Source organism: Nocardia sp. JCM 34519.1 (genome assembly GCF_020361265.1).
Taxonomy (GTDB): domain Bacteria; phylum Actinomycetota; class Actinomycetes; order Mycobacteriales; family Mycobacteriaceae; genus Nocardia; species Nocardia arthritidis_A.
Window position 1 is genome coordinate 93,080 of record NZ_JAIRBR010000027.1, and the last position, 17,628, is coordinate 110,707.

At 66.8% G+C, this 17,628-nt stretch carries 22 protein-coding genes; 14 read left to right on the forward strand and 8 right to left on the reverse strand.

Going from position 1 to position 17,628, the window contains the following annotated elements; translation table 11 throughout:
• Positions 1 to 75: 75 nt before the first annotated feature.
• A complete protein-coding gene (locus LGY53_RS39110) occupies positions 76 to 939 on the forward strand; it encodes a hypothetical protein (protein WP_225731727.1) in 864 nt (287 codons plus the stop codon).
• 8 nt (positions 940 to 947) lie between these two features.
• Here LGY53_RS39110 and LGY53_RS39115 read toward each other — a convergent pair whose 3' ends face one another.
• Both LGY53_RS39115 and LGY53_RS39120 read right to left on the reverse strand, forming a co-directional pair.
• A complete protein-coding gene (locus tag LGY53_RS39115) occupies positions 948 to 1,790 on the reverse strand; it encodes a hypothetical protein (protein WP_225731728.1) in 843 nt (280 codons plus the stop codon).
• Positions 1,765 to 2,523 (reverse strand): alpha/beta fold hydrolase, encoded by a 759-nt coding sequence (locus LGY53_RS39120; RefSeq protein WP_225731729.1) that lies wholly within the window; start codon positions 2,521 to 2,523, stop codon positions 1,765 to 1,767. Before LGY53_RS39120 ends, LGY53_RS39115 begins: the two co-directional genes overlap by 26 nt.
• 234 nt (positions 2,524 to 2,757) lie before the next feature.
• Between LGY53_RS39120 and LGY53_RS39125 the strand changes: the two genes are divergently transcribed.
• From LGY53_RS39125 to LGY53_RS39145, 5 genes are all read left to right on the forward strand, one after another.
• On the forward strand, positions 2,758 to 2,946 hold the full coding sequence (locus LGY53_RS39125) for a hypothetical protein (RefSeq protein ID WP_225731730.1): 189 nt from the start codon (positions 2,758 to 2,760) through the stop codon (positions 2,944 to 2,946).
• Positions 2,947 to 3,133: 187 nt separating this feature from the next.
• A complete protein-coding gene (locus LGY53_RS39130) occupies positions 3,134 to 4,510 on the forward strand; it encodes an extracellular solute-binding protein (protein ID WP_225731731.1) in 1,377 nt (458 codons plus the stop codon).
• Positions 4,503 to 5,390, forward strand: a complete 888-nt coding sequence (locus LGY53_RS39135; RefSeq protein WP_225731732.1) for a carbohydrate ABC transporter permease — start codon at positions 4,503 to 4,505, stop codon at positions 5,388 to 5,390. The genes LGY53_RS39130 and LGY53_RS39135 overlap by 8 nt, the downstream gene beginning before the upstream one ends.
• Complete coding sequence (locus LGY53_RS39140; RefSeq protein ID WP_225731733.1) at positions 5,387 to 6,211, forward strand: carbohydrate ABC transporter permease; 825 nt, start codon at positions 5,387 to 5,389, stop codon at positions 6,209 to 6,211. Before LGY53_RS39135 ends, LGY53_RS39140 begins: the two co-directional genes overlap by 4 nt.
• Entirely contained in the window at positions 6,212 to 7,222 is a 1,011-nt protein-coding gene (locus tag LGY53_RS39145; RefSeq protein ID WP_225731734.1) for an ABC transporter ATP-binding protein, read from the forward strand.
• Here the strand turns inward: LGY53_RS39145 and LGY53_RS39150 are convergent.
• Together LGY53_RS39150 and LGY53_RS39155 are read right to left on the reverse strand one after the other, a co-directional pair.
• Positions 7,189 to 7,599 (reverse strand): aldo/keto reductase, encoded by a 411-nt coding sequence (locus LGY53_RS39150; RefSeq protein ID WP_225731735.1) that lies wholly within the window; start codon positions 7,597 to 7,599, stop codon positions 7,189 to 7,191. The genes LGY53_RS39145 and LGY53_RS39150 overlap by 34 nt on opposite strands.
• Positions 7,482 to 8,651 carry an SLC13 family permease gene (locus LGY53_RS39155; RefSeq protein WP_225731736.1) on the reverse strand — a complete coding sequence of 390 codons (1,170 nt, stop codon included), beginning with the start codon at positions 8,649 to 8,651 and terminating at the stop codon, positions 7,482 to 7,484. Before LGY53_RS39155 ends, LGY53_RS39150 begins: the two co-directional genes overlap by 118 nt.
• A 272-nt stretch (positions 8,652 to 8,923) precedes the next feature.
• Here LGY53_RS39155 and LGY53_RS39160 point away from each other — a divergent pair, with 272 nt between their 5' ends.
• Positions 8,924 to 10,111, forward strand: coding sequence for a hypothetical protein (locus tag LGY53_RS39160; RefSeq protein ID WP_225731737.1), 1,188 nt, complete (start codon positions 8,924 to 8,926; stop codon positions 10,109 to 10,111).
• 141 nt (positions 10,112 to 10,252) lie between these two features.
• On the opposite strand, the gene LGY53_RS39165 is transcribed toward LGY53_RS39160, so the two are convergent.
• Entirely contained in the window at positions 10,253 to 10,483 is a 231-nt protein-coding gene (locus tag LGY53_RS39165) for a hypothetical protein (RefSeq protein ID WP_225731738.1), read from the reverse strand.
• 119 nt (positions 10,484 to 10,602) lie between these two features.
• Positions 10,603 to 11,766, reverse strand: a complete 1,164-nt coding sequence (locus LGY53_RS39170; protein ID WP_225731739.1) for a lipase family protein — start codon at positions 11,764 to 11,766, stop codon at positions 10,603 to 10,605.
• Between the two features lie 219 nt (positions 11,767 to 11,985).
• Here LGY53_RS39170 and LGY53_RS39175 point away from each other — a divergent pair, with 219 nt between their 5' ends.
• The 6 genes from LGY53_RS39175 (at position 11,986) to LGY53_RS39200 (ending at position 16,222) form a co-directional block, all read left to right on the forward strand.
• A complete protein-coding gene (locus LGY53_RS39175) occupies positions 11,986 to 12,927 on the forward strand; it encodes a LysR family transcriptional regulator (protein ID WP_225731740.1) in 942 nt (313 codons plus the stop codon).
• A gap of 67 nt (positions 12,928 to 12,994) precedes the next feature.
• On the forward strand, positions 12,995 to 13,549 hold the full coding sequence (locus LGY53_RS39180; protein WP_167472822.1) for a cysteine dioxygenase family protein: 555 nt from the start codon (positions 12,995 to 12,997) through the stop codon (positions 13,547 to 13,549).
• Between the two features lie 592 nt (positions 13,550 to 14,141).
• Positions 14,142 to 14,726, forward strand: coding sequence for a transglycosylase SLT domain-containing protein (locus LGY53_RS39185; RefSeq protein WP_225731741.1), 585 nt, complete (start codon positions 14,142 to 14,144; stop codon positions 14,724 to 14,726).
• A gap of 12 nt (positions 14,727 to 14,738) precedes the next feature.
• On the forward strand, positions 14,739 to 15,053 hold the full coding sequence (locus LGY53_RS39190) for a hypothetical protein (protein ID WP_225731742.1): 315 nt from the start codon (positions 14,739 to 14,741) through the stop codon (positions 15,051 to 15,053).
• Positions 15,054 to 15,091: 38 nt separating this feature from the next.
• Positions 15,092 to 15,703: an alanine and proline-rich secreted protein Apa gene (locus LGY53_RS39195; protein ID WP_225731743.1), complete on the forward strand. Its 612-nt coding sequence runs from the start codon at positions 15,092 to 15,094 to the stop codon at positions 15,701 to 15,703.
• A gap of 60 nt (positions 15,704 to 15,763) precedes the next feature.
• Positions 15,764 to 16,222, forward strand: a complete 459-nt coding sequence (locus tag LGY53_RS39200; protein ID WP_308103073.1) for a DUF1992 domain-containing protein — start codon at positions 15,764 to 15,766, stop codon at positions 16,220 to 16,222.
• On the opposite strand, the gene LGY53_RS39205 is transcribed toward LGY53_RS39200, so the two are convergent.
• Positions 16,219 to 16,692, reverse strand: a complete 474-nt coding sequence (locus LGY53_RS39205; RefSeq protein WP_167472817.1) for a MarR family winged helix-turn-helix transcriptional regulator — start codon at positions 16,690 to 16,692, stop codon at positions 16,219 to 16,221. The genes LGY53_RS39200 and LGY53_RS39205 overlap by 4 nt on opposite strands.
• A 180-nt stretch (positions 16,693 to 16,872) precedes the next feature.
• Between LGY53_RS39205 and LGY53_RS39210 the strand changes: the two genes are divergently transcribed.
• Entirely contained in the window at positions 16,873 to 17,172 is a 300-nt protein-coding gene (locus LGY53_RS39210; RefSeq protein ID WP_167472816.1) for an excalibur calcium-binding domain-containing protein, read from the forward strand.
• A gap of 60 nt (positions 17,173 to 17,232) precedes the next feature.
• Here LGY53_RS39210 and LGY53_RS39215 read toward each other — a convergent pair whose 3' ends face one another.
• Complete coding sequence (locus LGY53_RS39215; RefSeq protein ID WP_167472815.1) at positions 17,233 to 17,454, reverse strand: DUF3618 domain-containing protein; 222 nt, start codon at positions 17,452 to 17,454, stop codon at positions 17,233 to 17,235.
• Between the last annotated feature and the right edge of the window lie 174 nt (positions 17,455 to 17,628).

Sequence of the window (17,628 nt, forward strand, 5' to 3'; positions counted from 1 at the left end):
CGGCAACCCCGCAGGCTTTCACGCCGACCAAACCGATCCGCTCGCGGCGCTATACCGAGTGCCATAATCGCGGGCGTGCAGCGTTCGGCGGCGGATTACGCGGCGGCCACGGTGACGGCGGTCTTGGATGACCCGGCCGGGCGGTTCGCGCTGATGCGACGCCTGTACGAGGGGCCGCCGGGGCCGGGCGGCACGCATCTGCCGTATCGCCGGGCCGCGCTGGCGTTCATGGGCTGGCAGTTGCGGCGCGGACTGCTGAATCCGGCGGACGGCGCGCGGCCGGGGAGTCCGTGGTGGCGCGCGATAAACGAGCGGTTGCTCCGGGATTTCTGTGAGGCGCAGGCGATACACAGCGGATACGGCGGCGCGCCGTCCGGCGCCGGTGTGCTGCACACCCTCGATTTCATCAGGCGTCCCAGCGCGCGTTCCTGGTACCGGGCGCACAATGTCGGCGTCGTCTCCGCCTATCTCGAGCACGAGGATTTGGCGTGGGCCGAGGGCAAGGTCGAGCGTTTCTTCGTCAATCTCGTGCTGATCCGGGTGCTTTACGCCCATGCGCTGGTCGCCGCGCCCCGCCTGGCGCTCGGCCCGCTGGGTCCGCTCGCCCCGCTGCTCGGCGACCCGCGCCTGGGGATGACCGGAATCTTTCTCTCGCTGTCCCGGGTGCTCCCGGCCCGCTACCCGCTCGGCGACGATGTGCCGACCTATGTCGAAATGGAGCACGGTTTCGGCCATTTGCTGGATGTCGGTATGATCCTGCCCCGCCTCGGGCGCCTGTACAACTGGTCCGCGGAAACGCTGGAATTATCCGACCTGCGCACCCTCCTGCACCGTGAAGTACCCGTATATGCCTGGCGCGCAACCGATTACGAACCGTGGCACCCGCCGCCATCGCTGGCCGCCCGCCTGGCCCGCCGCACCCTACCCGCCCCGAAATAGCAAGCGCCTCAATAGAAGCGCAGGCCGCGGCGGCGGATGACGAGCAGAGCGATCGCGGTGCCGAGGATCCAGACGGCGAGGCCGATGAGCGCGTGCAGGTCGGCGCGCAGGTGCGGACTCAGGTGTCGGCCGAGGCGGAACAGCACCTCGCGCTGGGTGCCGTCGATCGGGGCCACCAGGTAGTACAGCGCGTACGGCAGCGCCAGATGGACCAGCCAACGGAAGGTGCCCGCGGTGCGGCGTTCGCGCCAGCGGCACACCAGGGTTCGGGTCGGCACGGCGAACAGCGCCGAGACGATATTGCCGATGCCGAGCCACGCCAGGATCGGCAGCGCCACATCGGGCAGCGTGGTCGCCAGTGATCGGCCCGACTGGTCGGCGATGGTGAAGATCGCGGTGAGTATCAACGTCGGCAGGCCGACAATGCACAGCAGCGCAAGGTTTTTCGTGACCAGGATGCGGCGCGGCGCGGCGCCGTCGGCGAGGGCGGCGCGCACCCGCTCGGCATCCAGCCCGAGCACATTGGTTGTGGTGACATCGGCCAGGATGAAGGTCGCGAAGTAGGTGCCGACCAGTACCACCATGCCGTGCCGATGGGTGGTGCTCCCGGTCAGCGGCCAGATCAGCAGGTACAGCAGCGAAAGCGCGGCATTGATGCCGACACCCTCCAGCCAGTGTCGCGGCGCCCGGAACGACCACCGCACCTCGTCGAGCACCCACCGCCACAGCCGGTGTTCGGCGGCGGGCGGGGGCGGTATCGCGACCGCCGTCGCGTCCGATCGCAAATACGATTGGACGCGGTCGCGGGCGAGCAGCATCACCGGGTCAATCCAGCGAGTCGACAAAGGCACCTATCTCCGCGGCGACAATGTGCGGAACCCGTCGCGGCAGGTCGTGGCCGCCCCGTTCGACCGGCGCGAGCCGGGAGCAGGGCAGCAGATCGTGTAGTGCACGAGCGGTGGCGAACGGGACGACCTTATCGGCGGGGTCGGCGATGATCAAGGTCGGCACCGAACTCCCGGCGATCCGGTCGAGCCACTGCGGCAAGCCATTTCGCAGTTCACGCTGTTCCAGCAGGAAGCTGCGCCACAGTGCGCCGTGGCTGCGCCGCAGTCCGGTCAGCGTGCGCAGCGCAGGATGGGCGGCGTGGCCCGGGTAGCGGCGGGCCAGCCACGGCAGCAGCGACAGTCCCGTGATCGACAGCATCGGTCCGGCGATCGGCGCCGCGAGCACCGTGTCGAACGGTGTCAGGCAGCCGGGACCGACGCTGGCGATCAGCACCAGGCCACGCACCCGCTCCGGCGCGCATGCCGCGGCGGCGAGTGCGACACCGCCGCCGTACGAATGGCCGGCCAGCACGCTGTGGTCCGTGAGCCGCTCGACAAGCCAGCGCGCATTGTCCGCCAATGTCGTTGCGGGACCGCGATTGTCACCGTATCCGGGCCGGTCCGGCGTCACCGCTCGCAGCGACGGCGGCAGCAGCGACACGACATCGTCCCAGTCAGAACCGGCGCCGGGCTGGCCGTGCAGGAACACCACCGAGCGCCGCGCGCACACAACATGTTTCACCGTCGGCGCCGACATCGCGATCTCCTTTCCCACGATCACCCGCCACCGTAGATTCCGAGTCTGGTGACTTGCTGAATGGTCGCGGTGAGGCCGCTGTCGATCGAAGGCGGCAAACCGGTCATAACGAAATATCAAGTGCCGGTTGGTATTCAGCGATTCTGAGCGGACACTGCGCCGACAGCCAGCTGACTCACAGCAACACCGCGTTGGATCGGCCCCGGACATCACAACAGCAGAAGGAGTGCCATCATGCGACGCACGGGCATCGCCGGTCTCGCGGTAGCGGTTATCGCGTTGGCTTCGCTCGGCGGCGCGGCCGCCGCGACGGCCGACCCGCTACCGCCCTGTCCCAATCCGCCGGGCGAGGTGAATCCGTACTGCGAACCGTTCGATCACGACGCCGACCCGCAGTCCACCCAAGACCACAACGGCAATTGACCGCAGGTAGCGCGGCCACGGCGTCCCGCAGCACGATTCGGACGTCGCGGCCGCGCAGCCGCGGCACTGCCGGACAACTGTGCCGGAAAATCATCCGCCCCAACGCAATTCCACCGATCGGGCATCGATCCGGTGAATCCTGTGCCAACGTCTGAATGGAAGTACCGACACGTCTTCGGGAGGTTCCATGAGGCGGCGGATGTTGGCGGCGGTGGCGAGTCTCGGCTTGGTGTTGACGGGTGCGGTCGGCTGCGGGTCCGGCGGCGGTAATACGCTGACGATCACGGCCAATGCCATCGACACGGCGGGCGGGAAGAACGCGGCCGAGGCGAAATGGATTGCGGACTGGGTGATTCCGCGGTTCATCGATATGGAGAAGGCCAAGGGTGTCACCGTTCAGGTGAAATTCCAGGCGACCGGCGTACCCGACGAGGATTACAAGAGTCGCATCGCCAAGGACCTGAAGACCGGGACCGGTGCAGATGTCGTTTCGGTGGACGGGATTTGGATCGGCGAATTCGCCGAAGGGCAGCAGATCAGGCCGCTGGACGAACTGCTCGGCGCGGACAAGGTCGCGGCCTGGGACGGCTGGCAGCAGATCCCGGAATCGGTGCGGCGGTCGATGACGTACAACGGCAAGGTGTACGGCATCCCGCTGGAGACCGACGGACGGGTGCTGTTCTTCAACCGCAAGCTGTTCACGCAGGCGGGCCTGCCCGCCGACTGGCAACCGGCGAGCTGGGACGACATACTCGCCGCCGCGCGCAAACTGAAGGCGCTGCCGGGAGTCCTTCCGCTGCAACTGGATGCGGGGACGACCTTCGGCGAGGCGACCACCATGCAGGGGGTGCTGCCGCTGCTGGCCGGTACCGGCGCGAGCATGTATCAAGACGGCAAATGGATCGGCGACACCGCCGATTTCCGTACAGTGCTCGACTTCTACCGCACCGTGTACGGCGAGAAGCTGGGTGACGCGGAATTGCAGCAGGACGCCCAGGGCCGGGAGAAGAGTTTCGAGAAATTCGCCAAGGGGCAGGTCGGCATCCTGCTGGAGAGCGACTACCTGTGGCGCGGCGTGCTGAATACCGATGGCGGCAGCTACCCGATGGCCGACCGCGACACCACCGTCGGCTGGGCGAAGATTCCGGCGCGGACACCGGGCGCCGGGTTGAACAAGCAGGATTTCGTCAGCATGTCCGGTGGCGGCGGCCGGGTGCTCAACCCGAAGAGCAAGCATCTCCAATTGGCTTGGGAACTCCTGCAATTCATGAATTCACCGGATGCGCTGAAGGCGTTCATGGCCCGCGGCGGGCCGCGGATCGCCGCGCGGCAGGACGTGAACACCGACACCCTGAGTGGCGATCCGTTGCTGACCTTCATCGCAAAACAGGTGCTGCCGATCACGGCGCTGCGGCCCGCGCTGCCCGAGTACACCCAGGTCTCGCAGGCGATGCAACAGGCGACGCTGGACGTGATCACCGGCAAGAGCACCGCGGACGCCGCCGCGACATACCGCGACACCGTCGCGAAGGTGGTGGGCAAGGACAAGGTGGCCAATGGCTGAACGTGCCGACACCGACGTCGCCGGGCTGGGCCGCGCGACGGCGAGCGCGTTCGTGCTGCCCGCACTGCTGCTGATCGCCGCGTTCCTGGTATTTCCCGCGCTGTGGCTGCTGTGGATCGGGTTGACCGACCTGACCGTATCCGGGCGCACCTCGGTGGATGTGTCCTTCGTCGGCCTGGACAATTACGGCAGGGCGATCGATGATCCGCTGTTCGGCAACAGCTTGTTGATCACCCTGCTGTACGTGCTCATCTCGGCCGTCATCGGACAGAACGGCCTGGGCTTCGCACTGGCCTGGACGCTGCGCGCGACCGCCCGCTGGATCCGCGCCGTGGTGGAAAGCGTTGTGCTGCTTGCCTGGATCCTGCCGTCCAGCGTGGTCGCGGTGCTGTGGATCGCGATGCTCGACCGCGACCAGGGCACCGTCAACCGGCTGCTCGACTCCCCCGGCTACGCCTGGCTGATCCATTACCCACTGCCGGTGCTGATCGTATTCAACATCTGGCGCGGCACAGCGTTTTCCATGCTGCTCTATTCGGCGGCGGCGTCGACGGTGCCGCCCTCGCAACTCGAAAGCGCCCGGCTGGCAGGCGCTTCGGGGCCGCAGACCCTGCGCGATGTGGTGTTTCCCCATCTGCGCCGGCATATCCTGACCAATACGCTGCTGATCAGCCTGTGGACCTTCAACGATTTCACGCCGTACCTGCTCACCCGCGGCGAGCCGAACCATCGCAGCGAAACCCTGCCGATCTTCCTGTACCGACAGGGAATCGATAACGGCACACTGGGTTACGGCGCGGCCGCATCGGTGCTGATGCTGGCGATCAATCTGGTGCTCGCGCTGTTCTATCTGCGACTGCTGCGGCGGAGGGCGTCATGAATCCGCGGCAGCTGCTGGCCAGAATCGGCTTCTACACCTTCGTCGCCGTGGTGACCGGCCTATTCGCGCTGCCGATGCTGTGGTTGGCCTCCGCACCGTTCGACGCGCATCCGGGGTATGCCCCGAGACTGCCGGAACACCCTACGCTGCAACATTTTTCGTCCTTGTTCCAGAACAGCCTGACGATGGGCTCGCTGTGGAATTCGGTGCTGCTGTCCGCGGCGTGCACGGTGCTGGTGGTCGGCACCGCGGCGTTGGCGGCCTATGCCCTTTCCCGGGTGCGGATTCCGGGGCGCGATGCGCTGCTGTATCTGCTTCTGCTGCTGTCCAGCGTGGTCACCGGCACCGCGGCGATGGTGCCGATCTTCCTGATGATCTGGAAGCTGGGCCTGCTGGATCAGCAACTGGGCGTGGTGCTGGTGCTCTCGGGCGGATTGCTGCCCGCGGCGATATTCATCCTCAAGGATTTCATGGATTCGGTGCCGAGATCCTATGAGGAATCTGCCCGGGTATTCGGGGCCGGACCGTTCCGGATCCTGCGCGATATCGTGCTGCCGGTGGCCAGACCGGGACTGGCCACGATCGCGGTGTGGACCGTGGTGAACGTCTGGGGCAGCTACCTCGTGCCCTTCCTGCTGCTACGCGACCAGGACAAACAACCGGCCGCGGTGGTGGTGCGCACCTTCTACGACGAGGGCGGCGGTGCGCTGCTCGGACCGATTTCGGCGTTCTCGCTGCTGTATTCGATTCCGGTGGTGCTGATGTATCTATTCGTCAACCGGCGCTACGGCTTCCGGATCCACGGAGGGATCAAGTCCTAGATGGCGCGGATCGATTTGGCGGAGCTCACCAAGATCTACCCCGGCGACGTGAAAGCCCTTGACGGCCTGGAGTTCACGATCGCCGACGGTGAATTCTTCGCGCTGCTCGGGCCGTCCGGCTGTGGCAAGACCACCCTGCTGCGCACCATCGCCGGACTGGAGACGCCGACCAGCGGACGAATCCTGATCGACGGCAAGGACGTAACCCGGGTCTCACCCGGAAGACGCGACGTGGCAATGGTTTTCCAGGACTATGCCCTGTTCCCGCATATGTCCGTGCTGGACAATATCGCCTATCCGTTGAAGATTCGCGGCGCCGACCGGCGCACGCGCGCGGCCAAGGCGACCGAGACCGGAGATCAGCTCTCGCTACAGGGTCTGCTGGCGCGCCGCCCCGCCGAACTGTCCGGCGGGCAGCAGCAGCGGGTGGCGTTGGCGCGAGCCATGGCCTGTCATCCCAAGGTTTTCCTGTTCGACGAGCCGCTGTCCAACCTGGATGCCCGGCTGCGGCTGGAGGCCCGCACCTTCCTCAAGAAACTGCAGCTCGAGCTCGGCGTGACCACCGTCTTCGTCACGCACGACCAAGCCGAGGCGCTGGCGCTCGCCGACCGGATCGCGGTGCTCGATGCGGGGCGAATACGCCAAATCGGCACCGCCCGTGCGGTTTTCCGCCGACCCGCGGATACCTTCGTCGCCAACTTCATCGGGTCGACGCCGATGAACCTGATCCCGGGCGAGCTGGTGGGTCACGATCCGTCGGTGATCTGGGGCGCCCGCCCCGAGTACCTGAGCTTCTCGCACACCGCGGTGGAGGGCGCACTGCACGGTGTGGTCGCCGCGGTGGAACATCTCGGAGCGACCTCGCTGGTCACCGTCGACGCGACCGGATTCAGCGTCGGCGTCACCGTGCCGGAGACCGATGAGCCCGCGCTGGGCGCCGAGGGCTGGGTGGTCCCGCAGGCCGATCGGGTACTGCTCTACGACGCCGAATCCGGGGCACTCCGGCCCTGAGTTCCGTTGAGGGCATTGGTCACCGCGGCGTCGCGGGTATTGTCGATGGCCCAGTTCGGGTAGGCGAGGGCCAGTGGCATCGCGGCATCGAGCTCCGCGATCTCCTCTTCGCCGAGGACGAGATCGGCGGCCGCCAGATTTTCGGCCAGCTGGCGCGATTTGCTCGCGCCGAGGATCACGCTCGACACCGCCGTTTTGGCCAGCAGCCAGGCGATGTCCACCGCATTGTCGATCAGTGCGGCTTTCCGATGCGCGGACCTCAGCGCGGCAGCACGGCCCAGGTGCCGAGGAGTAGCAGTGGCGCGCCGAGTAGACCGATGGCGGCGAAGGTGATCGGGCGGATCACGACACCGCGGGCACGCAGCCGGTCGGCCCACAGGAGGGTGGCCAGCGAACCCCACATGGTGATGAGCGGGCCGATATTGGTGCCGAGCAGAACATCGAAGATGCCGTTGGATGTGCCCGCGGGGACGGCTGTTTCCATCGCCAGGTAGGCGGGCAGGTTGTTGATCAGGTTGCTCGCCGCGGCCGCGACGGCGGTGGTGCGTGCGCCGGAATGGTCGGTCCAGCGGGTGAGCAGATCCCCGAGACCGTGGTTCACCAGCGCGGCGACGACGAGGAACAGGCCCTCGGTGGTGATCACCAACCGCCACGGAAACAGATTCCAGTGCAGCTGTTTTCGGCCCCGCAGCGCGAATATCGTCAGCGCCGCGAGCGCGCCGGCCGTCGCAGCGAGCCACGGCGCGACACCGGCGAGCACCGCGCCCGCGAATCCGGCGCAGGCGACGGCGCAGACGGCGCAGCTCACCGGGTCGTCGGGACGCTGCGGGCTCGGCACCGCGTAGCGCCCGGATCTGCGCGAACGACCTTCCCCCGGTGACGCCATCAGGCTGCGACGGAACAGGATGCCGAGATATACCGTCGTCCCGACCACCGCGACCAGCTCCGGCAACGCCATCCGACTCGCGAATTCCACGGTCGAGATGTCGGCGTGCTGCAGCGCGAGCAGATTGGTGAGGTTGGAGACCGGTAGCAGCAGGCTCGCGGTATTCGCCAACCAGACCACCAGCAGCGCGAACGGCAGCGGCCGCAACCCGAGCCGGTCGGTGACCGCCAGCACCACCGGCGTCAACAGCACCGCGGTGGTGTCCAGGCTCATCCCGACCGTCGTCACCGTCGCGAGCACCGCGACCAGCACGAACAACAGCGGCGTCGACCCGCGGGCCAGCCGCGCGCAGTACACCGCCGCGAGCTCGAACACCCCCGCCGCATCCGCCAATTCCGCCAGCACCGTCACCGCGACGAGAAAACCCAGCACCGGCCCCGACCGCACCACACCGACATCGACGGCATCGGCGACCGGCAACCAGCCGCCGACCACCGCCACAGCCGCCAGCCCAGCCAAGATCTTCCACACCCACACCAGCATGCCAACAGCGCCTCCGCTCACTTCGCAGCGGCGGCTTGTCGGGGCACCCATATCGGCGGAGGAGGCCGTGACCACGTGAACTCGGACCGCGGCATGTCCCCGCACGAGCCGTGTCGCGACCGGGACGTTCCGTGTGAGCTCGAGTCGGTCGGTTCCGCACGCGTGGCCGCCGTCAGACAGACCTTTCGGAATGTTCTGAACGGTACTAACGTCTAGCCAATGCGACGGCGGCGCAGTCGATTTCAATGTTCCAGCGAGGACCGGGGGCGGATATGGGGTATCGCGGACTGATCAACCGAGAGTTGCTCATCTGGGCGGCGGTCTCGTTCACCAGCAAGATTCCGATCGCCATGACGCCGCTGGCGCTGGTTTTCCTGATGCGCGCGACCGACGGCTACGCATTCGGCGCCACCCTGGCCGCCTGCTATGTGGTCGGCGAGGTGGCCGGGGCGTCCATGCAGGGAATGCTGTTGCGGCACAGTCGGATTCGGATCGAGTTGGCGATCGGCCTTGCGGTCGGGGCCGCCGCGTTCGCCGGATTGTCGCTGTCGCGGCACGCTCCGCTGCCGGTACTCGTCGTACTCGCCTGCATCGCGGGCGCCGGACCGGCGGCGAGCCCGGGTGGGCTGCGGTCGATGCTCACCGCGATGGTCCCCGAGCGCGATGTGCCGCGCGCGCTCAGTGCGGAAACCATGCTGGCCGACGTGATCTGGGCGATTTCGCCCGCGGTGGTCGTCGCGCTCGCCCTGCGCGTCGACGCGGCCGCTCCGATAATGCTGGCCGCACTCTGCGCGGCGATGGCCGCCGGATTGATCTTCCTGCTCCCCGAACCGTCCGCGACGCCGCGCCCGGCTGGCACCGGATCACCTTGGCGCGCCGTGGCATCCGGCTGGCCGATCTACCTCACCAGCGCCAGCGCGATGTCGCTGCTCGCCATCGCCGAACTGCTGCTGCCCGCGCTGCTGGAATTCCGGCGGGTGCCGGTCGGCTGGGCGGGGCCGATGCTGACCGTATTCGCGGTGACCGCCGCCGTCGGCGCCTTCTGCTACGGGCTGCGCGCCTGGCCGGGCAGCGTCCGGACGCATTCGCTGGTGCTGCTGGTGGTGACCACCGGATGGGTGGCCCTGCTGGCGGTGCTGCCCGGTATCGGAATCGGCATCGCGCTCGCGGTGGCGGGCTTCTTCCAGTCCGCCGTGATCGTCGCGCGCAATCTCGCACTGCGCGAACGTCTTCCGGCCGCCTACCACTCCTCGGCCTACTCGGTGATGTACGCCGCGTCCGGCGTCGGCTACGGCTTCACCGCGACCGTCGGCGCCGTCATCATCGACCACGCCTCCCCCTCCACCGCCATCCTCGGCGCGGTAGCCCTAACCCTGCTCTTCACCGCGATCAGCTGGCTAGCCGAGCGCTCCCCCCGCCCCACCTCCGAACCGGCCTACGCCTCCACCGAGCGCCCATAAGCACACACACGCCGAAGGAAAGCCAGCCGCACCCGGGCTTCGAACCGCACACCCCGCACATCGAATGTGCGGTTCGAAGACGGGGTGCTTTGAGCCGGTTGCTTACTGGATCAAAGGTGATCTCGGCCTGAGCGGACAAAATCAGCGCGAATAGGCGGAAATCCGGCGGAAATCGCGTGGTTTTGTCCGCTCAGACCGGATTTGCAGCGCCAGTGCGGAGATCACCCCGGATTCACCTTCGAACACATAGGTAACCGGTTCGCGCGCAGCAATTGGCTTCTCGCGCACGTTATTGCGTGCGCGAGAGCCTGAAACCTTCGCGGGAACAACGGCATCCGGGGTGCGGAACCGGAACACCGCTCGCCGACGCACCCCGCGCCTACCTCAGGCGATCCAGCCGTCGTAGTGGCGCAACCCCCCTCCGACGCACCGATCACTCCCCAGCCACACGACCGATACCGGCCATCAGCAGAAAACGACCACCGAACACGTCAGCGTGCCCCAGCCTCACGCAGCCGTGCCTCCACATAGTTCCAAGCCTCGGGAAACCCGATGACAGCGGCCGTCAGATGCTCAGAGACATCAACAGGCGTGAAATCGACTCGGGCGCCCGCCTTCTTGTAGCGGTCGACGATGCCGGAGACGGTGTCGAACGGGGTCAGCTCGTCGTATTTGCCCTGCCAGATGTACATCGGCACGGTCGGCACCTCGTCGAAGTATCGCAGGCTGTTCTCGTGCAGCACGTTAAAGGTTTCCGGGGTGTCCATCAGCTTCTTGGACTTGGCGAATTCGTCTGCGCTGTGGCCCAATCCGTCGATGAGCAGCATCCGGCGGCACGCGTCCTTGTTCTGTTCGCGGAAGGCCATCCCGGCGGCATTGAGCTGATCGGAGATCGGCAGCCGGTCCGGATATTCCCGCTCCAGACCCATGGCGGCGGCGAAGGCCAGCCCGAATCCGGGGTGTGCGGTGAAGCCGAGTCCGCGCGCCATCTGCTCCAGATCGGCCGGGATGCCGCCAGCCACCGCGGCGGTCAGTTTGAGTTCCGGCGCGTATTCGGGCTGTTCGGCGGCGGCCCATGCGGTGGCCATACCGCCACCGGAGTAGCCGGCGAGAACCGTTGGCGCATCGGCGAGTCCGAGTTCGGTGACCCGCTTCACCGCCCGCACGCTGTCCAGGGTGACCATGCCGCTCATCCGCGCCGCGCCGTACGCGACATCGGGCCCCAGGTAGTCCGGAATCGAGATGGCCCAGCCGCGGGCCAGCGGAACGATCGCCGTCGGACCGTCCTGCAGTTCGCCGTTGAAGATGGAACGCGATGGCTGGCACCTGGTTCCGAGCGAATTGATCAGCGCCTGATACGAGATGAGCGGCGGGTTCTTCACCCCGCGCGGCAGGAAGACGGTGGTGACGCCGAGAATGGGCCGCCCCGAGGAATTGGTGGAGCGGAAGGAGATCTGCCAGCCGTCGGCATTGGGGAAGTATCCGGAATCGATTCGGCGCGACTGCACCACGTCACCTGGTTGCAGGTCGGCGATGTTGCCCGGAGCGGAGTAGAAGGGATCGGAATCCGGTGTGGGATAGGCCGGTTCCGCGGTGGCCGTCGCGGTGCAAACTCCGGCGAGCGCCACGCATAGCGCCGATGTCAATGCCTTCATCCGAATACTACGTAACAACGCACTACCTGGGAATGTGGTCACGGGCCTCATCAAACCGCAGATCAGGTTGTGAGTCGAATCGCGACGACACCCCAAATCTGTTGGCTCCGAATGCATCTCAGACAGCTTTGCGATACCGTCGGTACCGTACCGACGGTATCGATCGGACCCTCAGCGCAAGCTGATTCCCCGGTTACGCGTACTCCCTATTCTCGAAATATGTTCGATTCCAGGCACGTTCGAGTCTTCGACGAGGTGGTGCGTACCGGATCGTTCGCGGCTGCGGCGCGCAGCCTCGGCTACACCCAGCCCGCGATCAGCCAGCAGATGAAGGCGCTCGAAAAGGCCGTCGGCACCGCGCTTTTCGTGCGGGTCGGCCGCGGCCTGCGCCTCACCGACGCCGGGGAGATCCTGGCCGGGCACGCCACCGGCATACTGAGCGCGATTTCGGCGGCACAGCAGCAGGTGACCGCGATCACCCGACTGCGGTCGGGGCGGATCCGGGTGTGCGCATTTCCGAGTGCCAGCGCGACGCTGATCCCGAGCGCGGTGAAGGAGCTCAAATCCGTCGATTCCGGGGTACATATCGAATTGCTGGAGAGTGAACCACCGGATTCGGTGGAGGCGCTGCGCCGCGGCGACTGCGATATCGCTCTCGGCTTCACCTACGGCGCCGAGGCCGAAACGCCGCGCGCGCCCGACCTTTTCACCATCGATCTGCTCGACGATCCGCTGATCGTGCTACTACCCCGGGCCCACCCACTGGCCGGCAACCCCGCGGTGGAGCTCGCCCAACTCGCGGACGAACGCTGGATCGCCGGATGCGTGCGATGTCGCAGTCACTTCGTGAAGTCCTGCGCCACAGCTGGATTCGAACCGAATATCGATCTGACCACCGATGACAACCTGGCCGTGCAGAGTCTGGTCGCCGCCGGGCTCGGGCTCGCGGTGATGCCGAAGATGGTCCAGTCCTTCCTGCGGCATCCCGAAATCGTCGGCCGCCCGATACTGCCCGCCGCGGCCAGAACCGTGCGGGCATACACGCTTCCGGGCTATCGGAAGGCCCCGGTCACCCGGATGATGCTGGAGGCGCTGGACAGAGCGGCCCAGGGACTGGGCACGAAACGAAACCCATTACCGCACAAGCATTCCGACCGATAAGCATTCCTTTGGTAACGGCAAGAAGCTGTATCTGGTCCCCCGGCCGCACCGCGCGCACACTTGCCGTATGGCCGCACCGAGCACCGCCCCCAGCACGCCCCGGCTCGCCGAACTCGTTTGCGCGATAAGGGAAGTCGTCGGGTTGGAGCGCTCGCCGGGGGAAACGGCCCGCCTGGTCGCCGAATGCGTCGAACCTTTTCTCGCGCAACGTGATCTACTCCCGCCGGGCTGCGACGAGGGCGATCCGGAGCGTTACCGGCAGCATCTGATGCATGCCGAGGAGGACGGCAGCTTCTCGGTGGTCGCCCTGGTCTGGCATCCGGGACAGGCCACCCCGATCCACGATCACGTCGCCTGGTGTGTCACCGGCGTCTACCGGGGCGTCGAGACAGAGCGGCAGTACGAGGTGCGCGGCGCAGGCCCCGAGGCCCGCCTCGTCCCGGTGGCCGACACCGTCAACGGCACCGGATCGACCTGCGGTTTCGCCCCGCCCGGCGATATCCACCTGGTGCGCAACGGCGGCGCGGAGAAGGCCATTTCGATCCATGTCTACGGCGGCCACATCGGCAGGCTCGGCAGCAGTGTGCGCCGGGTCTACACCCTGCCGATCGCCGACTGCTGAACGCTCGTTCCCTGCGGTACGGACCGTCCGCGATGGCCGAATTCGGCTCGTCGACGGAAAAGTTATGTGATCCGCAGCACATTATGGTTAGGAACAAACTCCCTGCATAACTCGGGTGCCGGAGGGCCGGCGATACATCGCCCAAGATCGAACCAACCATTCGTTGGCCATTCGTTCACCTTCCGTTAACCTTTCGTGACCATTCTGCAATCGGGTCACAAAGCGACCTGAAGTTTGGTTACACCGAGGAGTTGTTCACACACATTCGGAAAACGACCGCATGGGCACATACCGTGCCCGCCGCGGTCGGCGGAGCGGAGACCCGCATCGGGCCCGCGATTCCCAACCTTCCGCCTCACTCCCGTCACCGGACGCGGAGTTCCGCGCAATAGCGCGCGGCCCGGCCATGCCATGACGCGGCCGGAGTCATAAACGCGACCGTCGCGTTTCCCGGGGACCCGTCCCCGTCACAACACAAACACACAACAGCACATCGCGTCCGATCGGCGAGCGCAACCAACGCGCCCGTCGTGGATCCGTGCTGCCGCATGCGGCCGGACCCGAACCCAACCGATCAAGGAACCGATTCGCAATGCCTGACAGACGCATCCCGCTACTTCGCCGTGCCTCGCTCCGCGATGGCATCACCGTCGCCGTCGCGACAGTCGGTGTGATGGCCATTTGCGCCTCGTCCGCGGTATCGGTGGCCGACGATCGCGTCCCGTCTCGCATCACCATGGTCGCGCAGCAGGAGCCCGCCCCGGCGGCGCCCGCCGTGCAGGCCGCACCGGTGCCCGCGCCGATGCCTCTGCCCAGCCCGGTTCCAGCGCCGATGCCCCCGCCCGCCCCCAGCTACCCGGACAACCTCGACGGCTGGATCCGTCAGGCGCTGGACATCATGCACGCGCACAACATCCCGGGCAGCTACGACGGCATCTACCGCAACGCGATGCGCGAATCGACCGGTAACCCGCATGCGATCAACCTGTGGGATTCCAATGCCGCGGCGGGCATTCCGTCCAAGGGCCTGCTGCAGGTGATCGACCCGACCTTCCAGGCGTACCACATCGACGGAACCTCCTGGGATATCTACGATCCCGTCGCCAATATCGTGGCCGCCTGCAATTACGCGGCCCGCACATACGGGTCGATGGACAACGTCAACTCCGCGTACTAGCCTCCTTCGGCCATGGCCGACTACAGCCACGGTGACTTCGCCAATCGCAGCCGCGCCGACAAAGCGCGGCGGCTGGCCACCTATGTATGGGAGCGCGGCATCACCGGCGCCGAGCTCACCGGGCTACCCGCGGCCGTGCTGCGCAAACTGGCCAGGGCGGCAGGCACCAACCCGCCGAGCACCGATGAGACCTGGCAGGCCGTCGCGCAGTTGCTCGACGAAAAGGATGTCTGGGCCGCCCGGCATCCGGATCACCCTGCGGCACAACGACATCACCTCGACGAGAAAATCCTCTGGGTGAAGCCGCCGGTCGCACCGTGGGCCTGATTCGGGGAATGCCGTATTTATCCTGCTAGCGTCGTTTTATGGACCTAGAACAGGCTCCACTCTCGCGGCGGTCCGCCCGCTTCGTGCTGCTCGGCTGCGCGCTCGCGCTGCTCGCCGGGCTCGGCGGCATCGGCGGGCTGGCCATGTCCCGGCCGTCCTCGTCCGTCGAGGACGGCCGGATCGTCAGTGCTGCGGCCGGTATCAGCTTCGTGCCGCCACCCGGCTGGACCCAGCGCACGCCCGACAAGGAGAAGAGCGGCCTCGTCTACGGTCAGGTCGCGCTGCAGAAGGGTGACGACAACCAGATCATCCTGATCGGCAAGATGGATGGCGCACTGTTCGCCGCCGACGAACCCGACGATGCGAAGGCGGCAGGCGAGTTGGCCGCGGGCATGGGCGAATTCTTCTTCCCGGATTCCGGCCGCCGGACCGACCGGGAGCAGAAGCACTTGGCGGGCGCCGAGACGACCGGAGCCTCCGCCTTCTATCGCGTCCAATTCGACAACGCGGGCCAGCCGAAGGCCGAGGTGTACGCCGCCGTGCTGCGCGCGGGCGACAGCCGCTGGTGGGTGACCTGGCTCAGCGATTCCCGCAACCCGATAGACAAGGACGCGGCCCAACGCCTCGCCGAGTCGATCGACCCTCTGTAACAGGACAATTCGGTCCGTAGGATGGTGGTATGACCGAGCGCAAGCCGCCCGATCTCACCTTTGAATCATGGATCGACGATCGACAAGCAGATTCGTGAAGCAACCGAGCGGGGCGAATTCGACGACCTGGCAGGTAAGGGCAAACCGCTTCCCGGCGCGGGCACCCATCTCGACGAAAATTGGTGGCTGCACAACTATTTGCGCCGCGAGGGCGTGAGCGCCGACGCCATGCTGCCGCCATCGCTGGTGTTGCGCAAGGAATCCGAGCGCATCCAGGACACGGTGCGCGATATGCCCACCGAGCGCGAGGTGCGTGCGACCGTCGCCGAGCTGAACCGGCGCATCGCCGACTGGCTGCGGATCCCGCACGGTCCGTACGTCCCGATCGGGCCGCTCGACACCGAGGCCGTCGTCGCGCAGTGGCGCGCGGACCGCGCGGCCACGCGGCAGACACCGACCCGAACCCGTTCCGCGCCAACCGAATCCGTCGGCTGGTGGCGTAGGTTGCTGCGCCGCTAACGATCGCAGTCGGCCAGGTTGTCGCTGCCCTCGGCCGCGGGCACCACCTTGTCGGCGAGCGAGCGCAGCGCTTTGGCCTCGTCCGGCGTCATCGAGTCGATGAAGATCCGGCGCACCAGCTCCACATGATTGGGTGCGGCATTCTCCAACGCCCGCCGCCCCGCCGGGGTCAATCGCACCAGGATGCCGCGGGCGTCGTCGGCGGCAGGACGGCGATCGACCAGCCCGCGCCCGGCCATGCGGGACAGATGTTTCGACAGCCTGCTCTTCTCCCAGCACACCTCGGCCGCCAACTCCTTGGCGCGCAGGCAATCGCCCGGTGCCGCCGAAAGGGCAACCAGCAGTTCGTAATCGGCGGTGGATAAGCCGTCGCGGGCCAGCCCGGCGGAGATCGCCGCATCCATTCGCTGGCGCAACCGGATGTAGGCTTGCCAGGTCGTCTGCTCGTCGGTGTTCAGCCATCGGACCATGACTACAAGTTTAACCGGATGTTAGTTGACACGGACACCAACAATGGGACCGATCGGCATCTTCCGCCAAACCCCTAGTTCGGCCTTCCCTCGGTTGACAAGTGCAGCCAGCGTCACAACAGTGGATGCGGCGTCCGCCTCAGGACGACGAACCAATCGCAGCACACGACAGAGGAATACATGAACGTTCGCCGGCTCACCGTCAGCGTCGCCGCCGCGGGACTGACGCTTCTAGCAGCACCCACCGCTCTGGCAGGGCCCGCACCATCCGGGTCCGCCGGCACCGGCTCCTCCGGCCTGGACTCGATCATCGGGGCGACCGGTTCCGCCGGCCTGACCCAAACCGGTTCCGCCGGCGGCGGATTCGCCAACTGCGACGAGGCCCGTGCGGCCGGTCGCGCACCGCTGTTTCGGGGCGAACCCGGCTACACCCCGGCGCTCGACCCCGAAGGCACCGGCATGGCCTGCCCGACGGTCTGACCCTCGAAACGCGAAACACCCGGTGCGGCAAGCGGCCACACCGGGTGTTTCGCGTTTCGGTCAGCGGAAAATCTTCAGCAGCACCAGGCCGACCACCACGACGCCCGCGCCGATCAGGCTGTATTTCACCTTGGGCTCATTCAGCTTGGCCAGCACGATGTGCTTGGTGTCGTCGGCGATCCGCTGCGGATCGGCGCGCACCGCTATCTCGTCGAGCGTATTCGCCAGCCGAGTGCGTGCGGCCTCGATCTCTCGCTCGATCCGCTCGGTATCCCTTGCCACCGTTCACCCTCCTGTAAGTGTCTGCCGCCAGGGCCGTCCGCGGCTCGCGCTCGAGTCTAGGCCCTGTGTCGAAGTCCGGCCGGATGCATCCGTGGTCCAGCTCGTCGCCTGGCAAGGCGGAGGAGGAGCCGATACCGGGTTTGTATCGGCGACGACGACAACGCGGCCAGGCGG

Coding starts and splice junctions, on each gene's coding strand:
- LGY53_RS39120 (WP_225731729.1), bottom strand. CDS start 2,523: ATGTCGGCGCCGACGGTGAAACATGTTGTGTGCGCGCGGCGCTCGGTG.
- LGY53_RS39125 (WP_225731730.1), top strand. CDS start 2,758: ATGCGACGCACGGGCATCGCCGGTCTCGCGGTAGCGGTTATCGCGTTG.
- LGY53_RS39130 (WP_225731731.1), top strand. CDS start 3,134: ATGAGGCGGCGGATGTTGGCGGCGGTGGCGAGTCTCGGCTTGGTGTTG.
- LGY53_RS39135 (WP_225731732.1), top strand. CDS start 4,503: ATGGCTGAACGTGCCGACACCGACGTCGCCGGGCTGGGCCGCGCGACG.
- LGY53_RS39140 (WP_225731733.1), top strand. CDS start 5,387: ATGAATCCGCGGCAGCTGCTGGCCAGAATCGGCTTCTACACCTTCGTC.
- LGY53_RS39145 (WP_225731734.1), top strand. CDS start 6,212: ATGGCGCGGATCGATTTGGCGGAGCTCACCAAGATCTACCCCGGCGAC.
- LGY53_RS39155 (WP_225731736.1), bottom strand. CDS start 8,651: ATGCTGGTGTGGGTGTGGAAGATCTTGGCTGGGCTGGCGGCTGTGGCG.
- LGY53_RS39160 (WP_225731737.1), top strand. CDS start 8,924: ATGGGGTATCGCGGACTGATCAACCGAGAGTTGCTCATCTGGGCGGCG.
- LGY53_RS39170 (WP_225731739.1), bottom strand. CDS start 11,766: ATGAAGGCATTGACATCGGCGCTATGCGTGGCGCTCGCCGGAGTTTGC.
- LGY53_RS39175 (WP_225731740.1), top strand. CDS start 11,986: ATGTTCGATTCCAGGCACGTTCGAGTCTTCGACGAGGTGGTGCGTACC.
- LGY53_RS39180 (WP_167472822.1), top strand. CDS start 12,995: ATGGCCGCACCGAGCACCGCCCCCAGCACGCCCCGGCTCGCCGAACTC.
- LGY53_RS39185 (WP_225731741.1), top strand. CDS start 14,142: ATGCCTGACAGACGCATCCCGCTACTTCGCCGTGCCTCGCTCCGCGAT.
- LGY53_RS39190 (WP_225731742.1), top strand. CDS start 14,739: ATGGCCGACTACAGCCACGGTGACTTCGCCAATCGCAGCCGCGCCGAC.
- LGY53_RS39195 (WP_225731743.1), top strand. CDS start 15,092: ATGGACCTAGAACAGGCTCCACTCTCGCGGCGGTCCGCCCGCTTCGTG.
- LGY53_RS39205 (WP_167472817.1), bottom strand. CDS start 16,692: ATGGTCCGATGGCTGAACACCGACGAGCAGACGACCTGGCAAGCCTAC.
- LGY53_RS39210 (WP_167472816.1), top strand. CDS start 16,873: ATGAACGTTCGCCGGCTCACCGTCAGCGTCGCCGCCGCGGGACTGACG.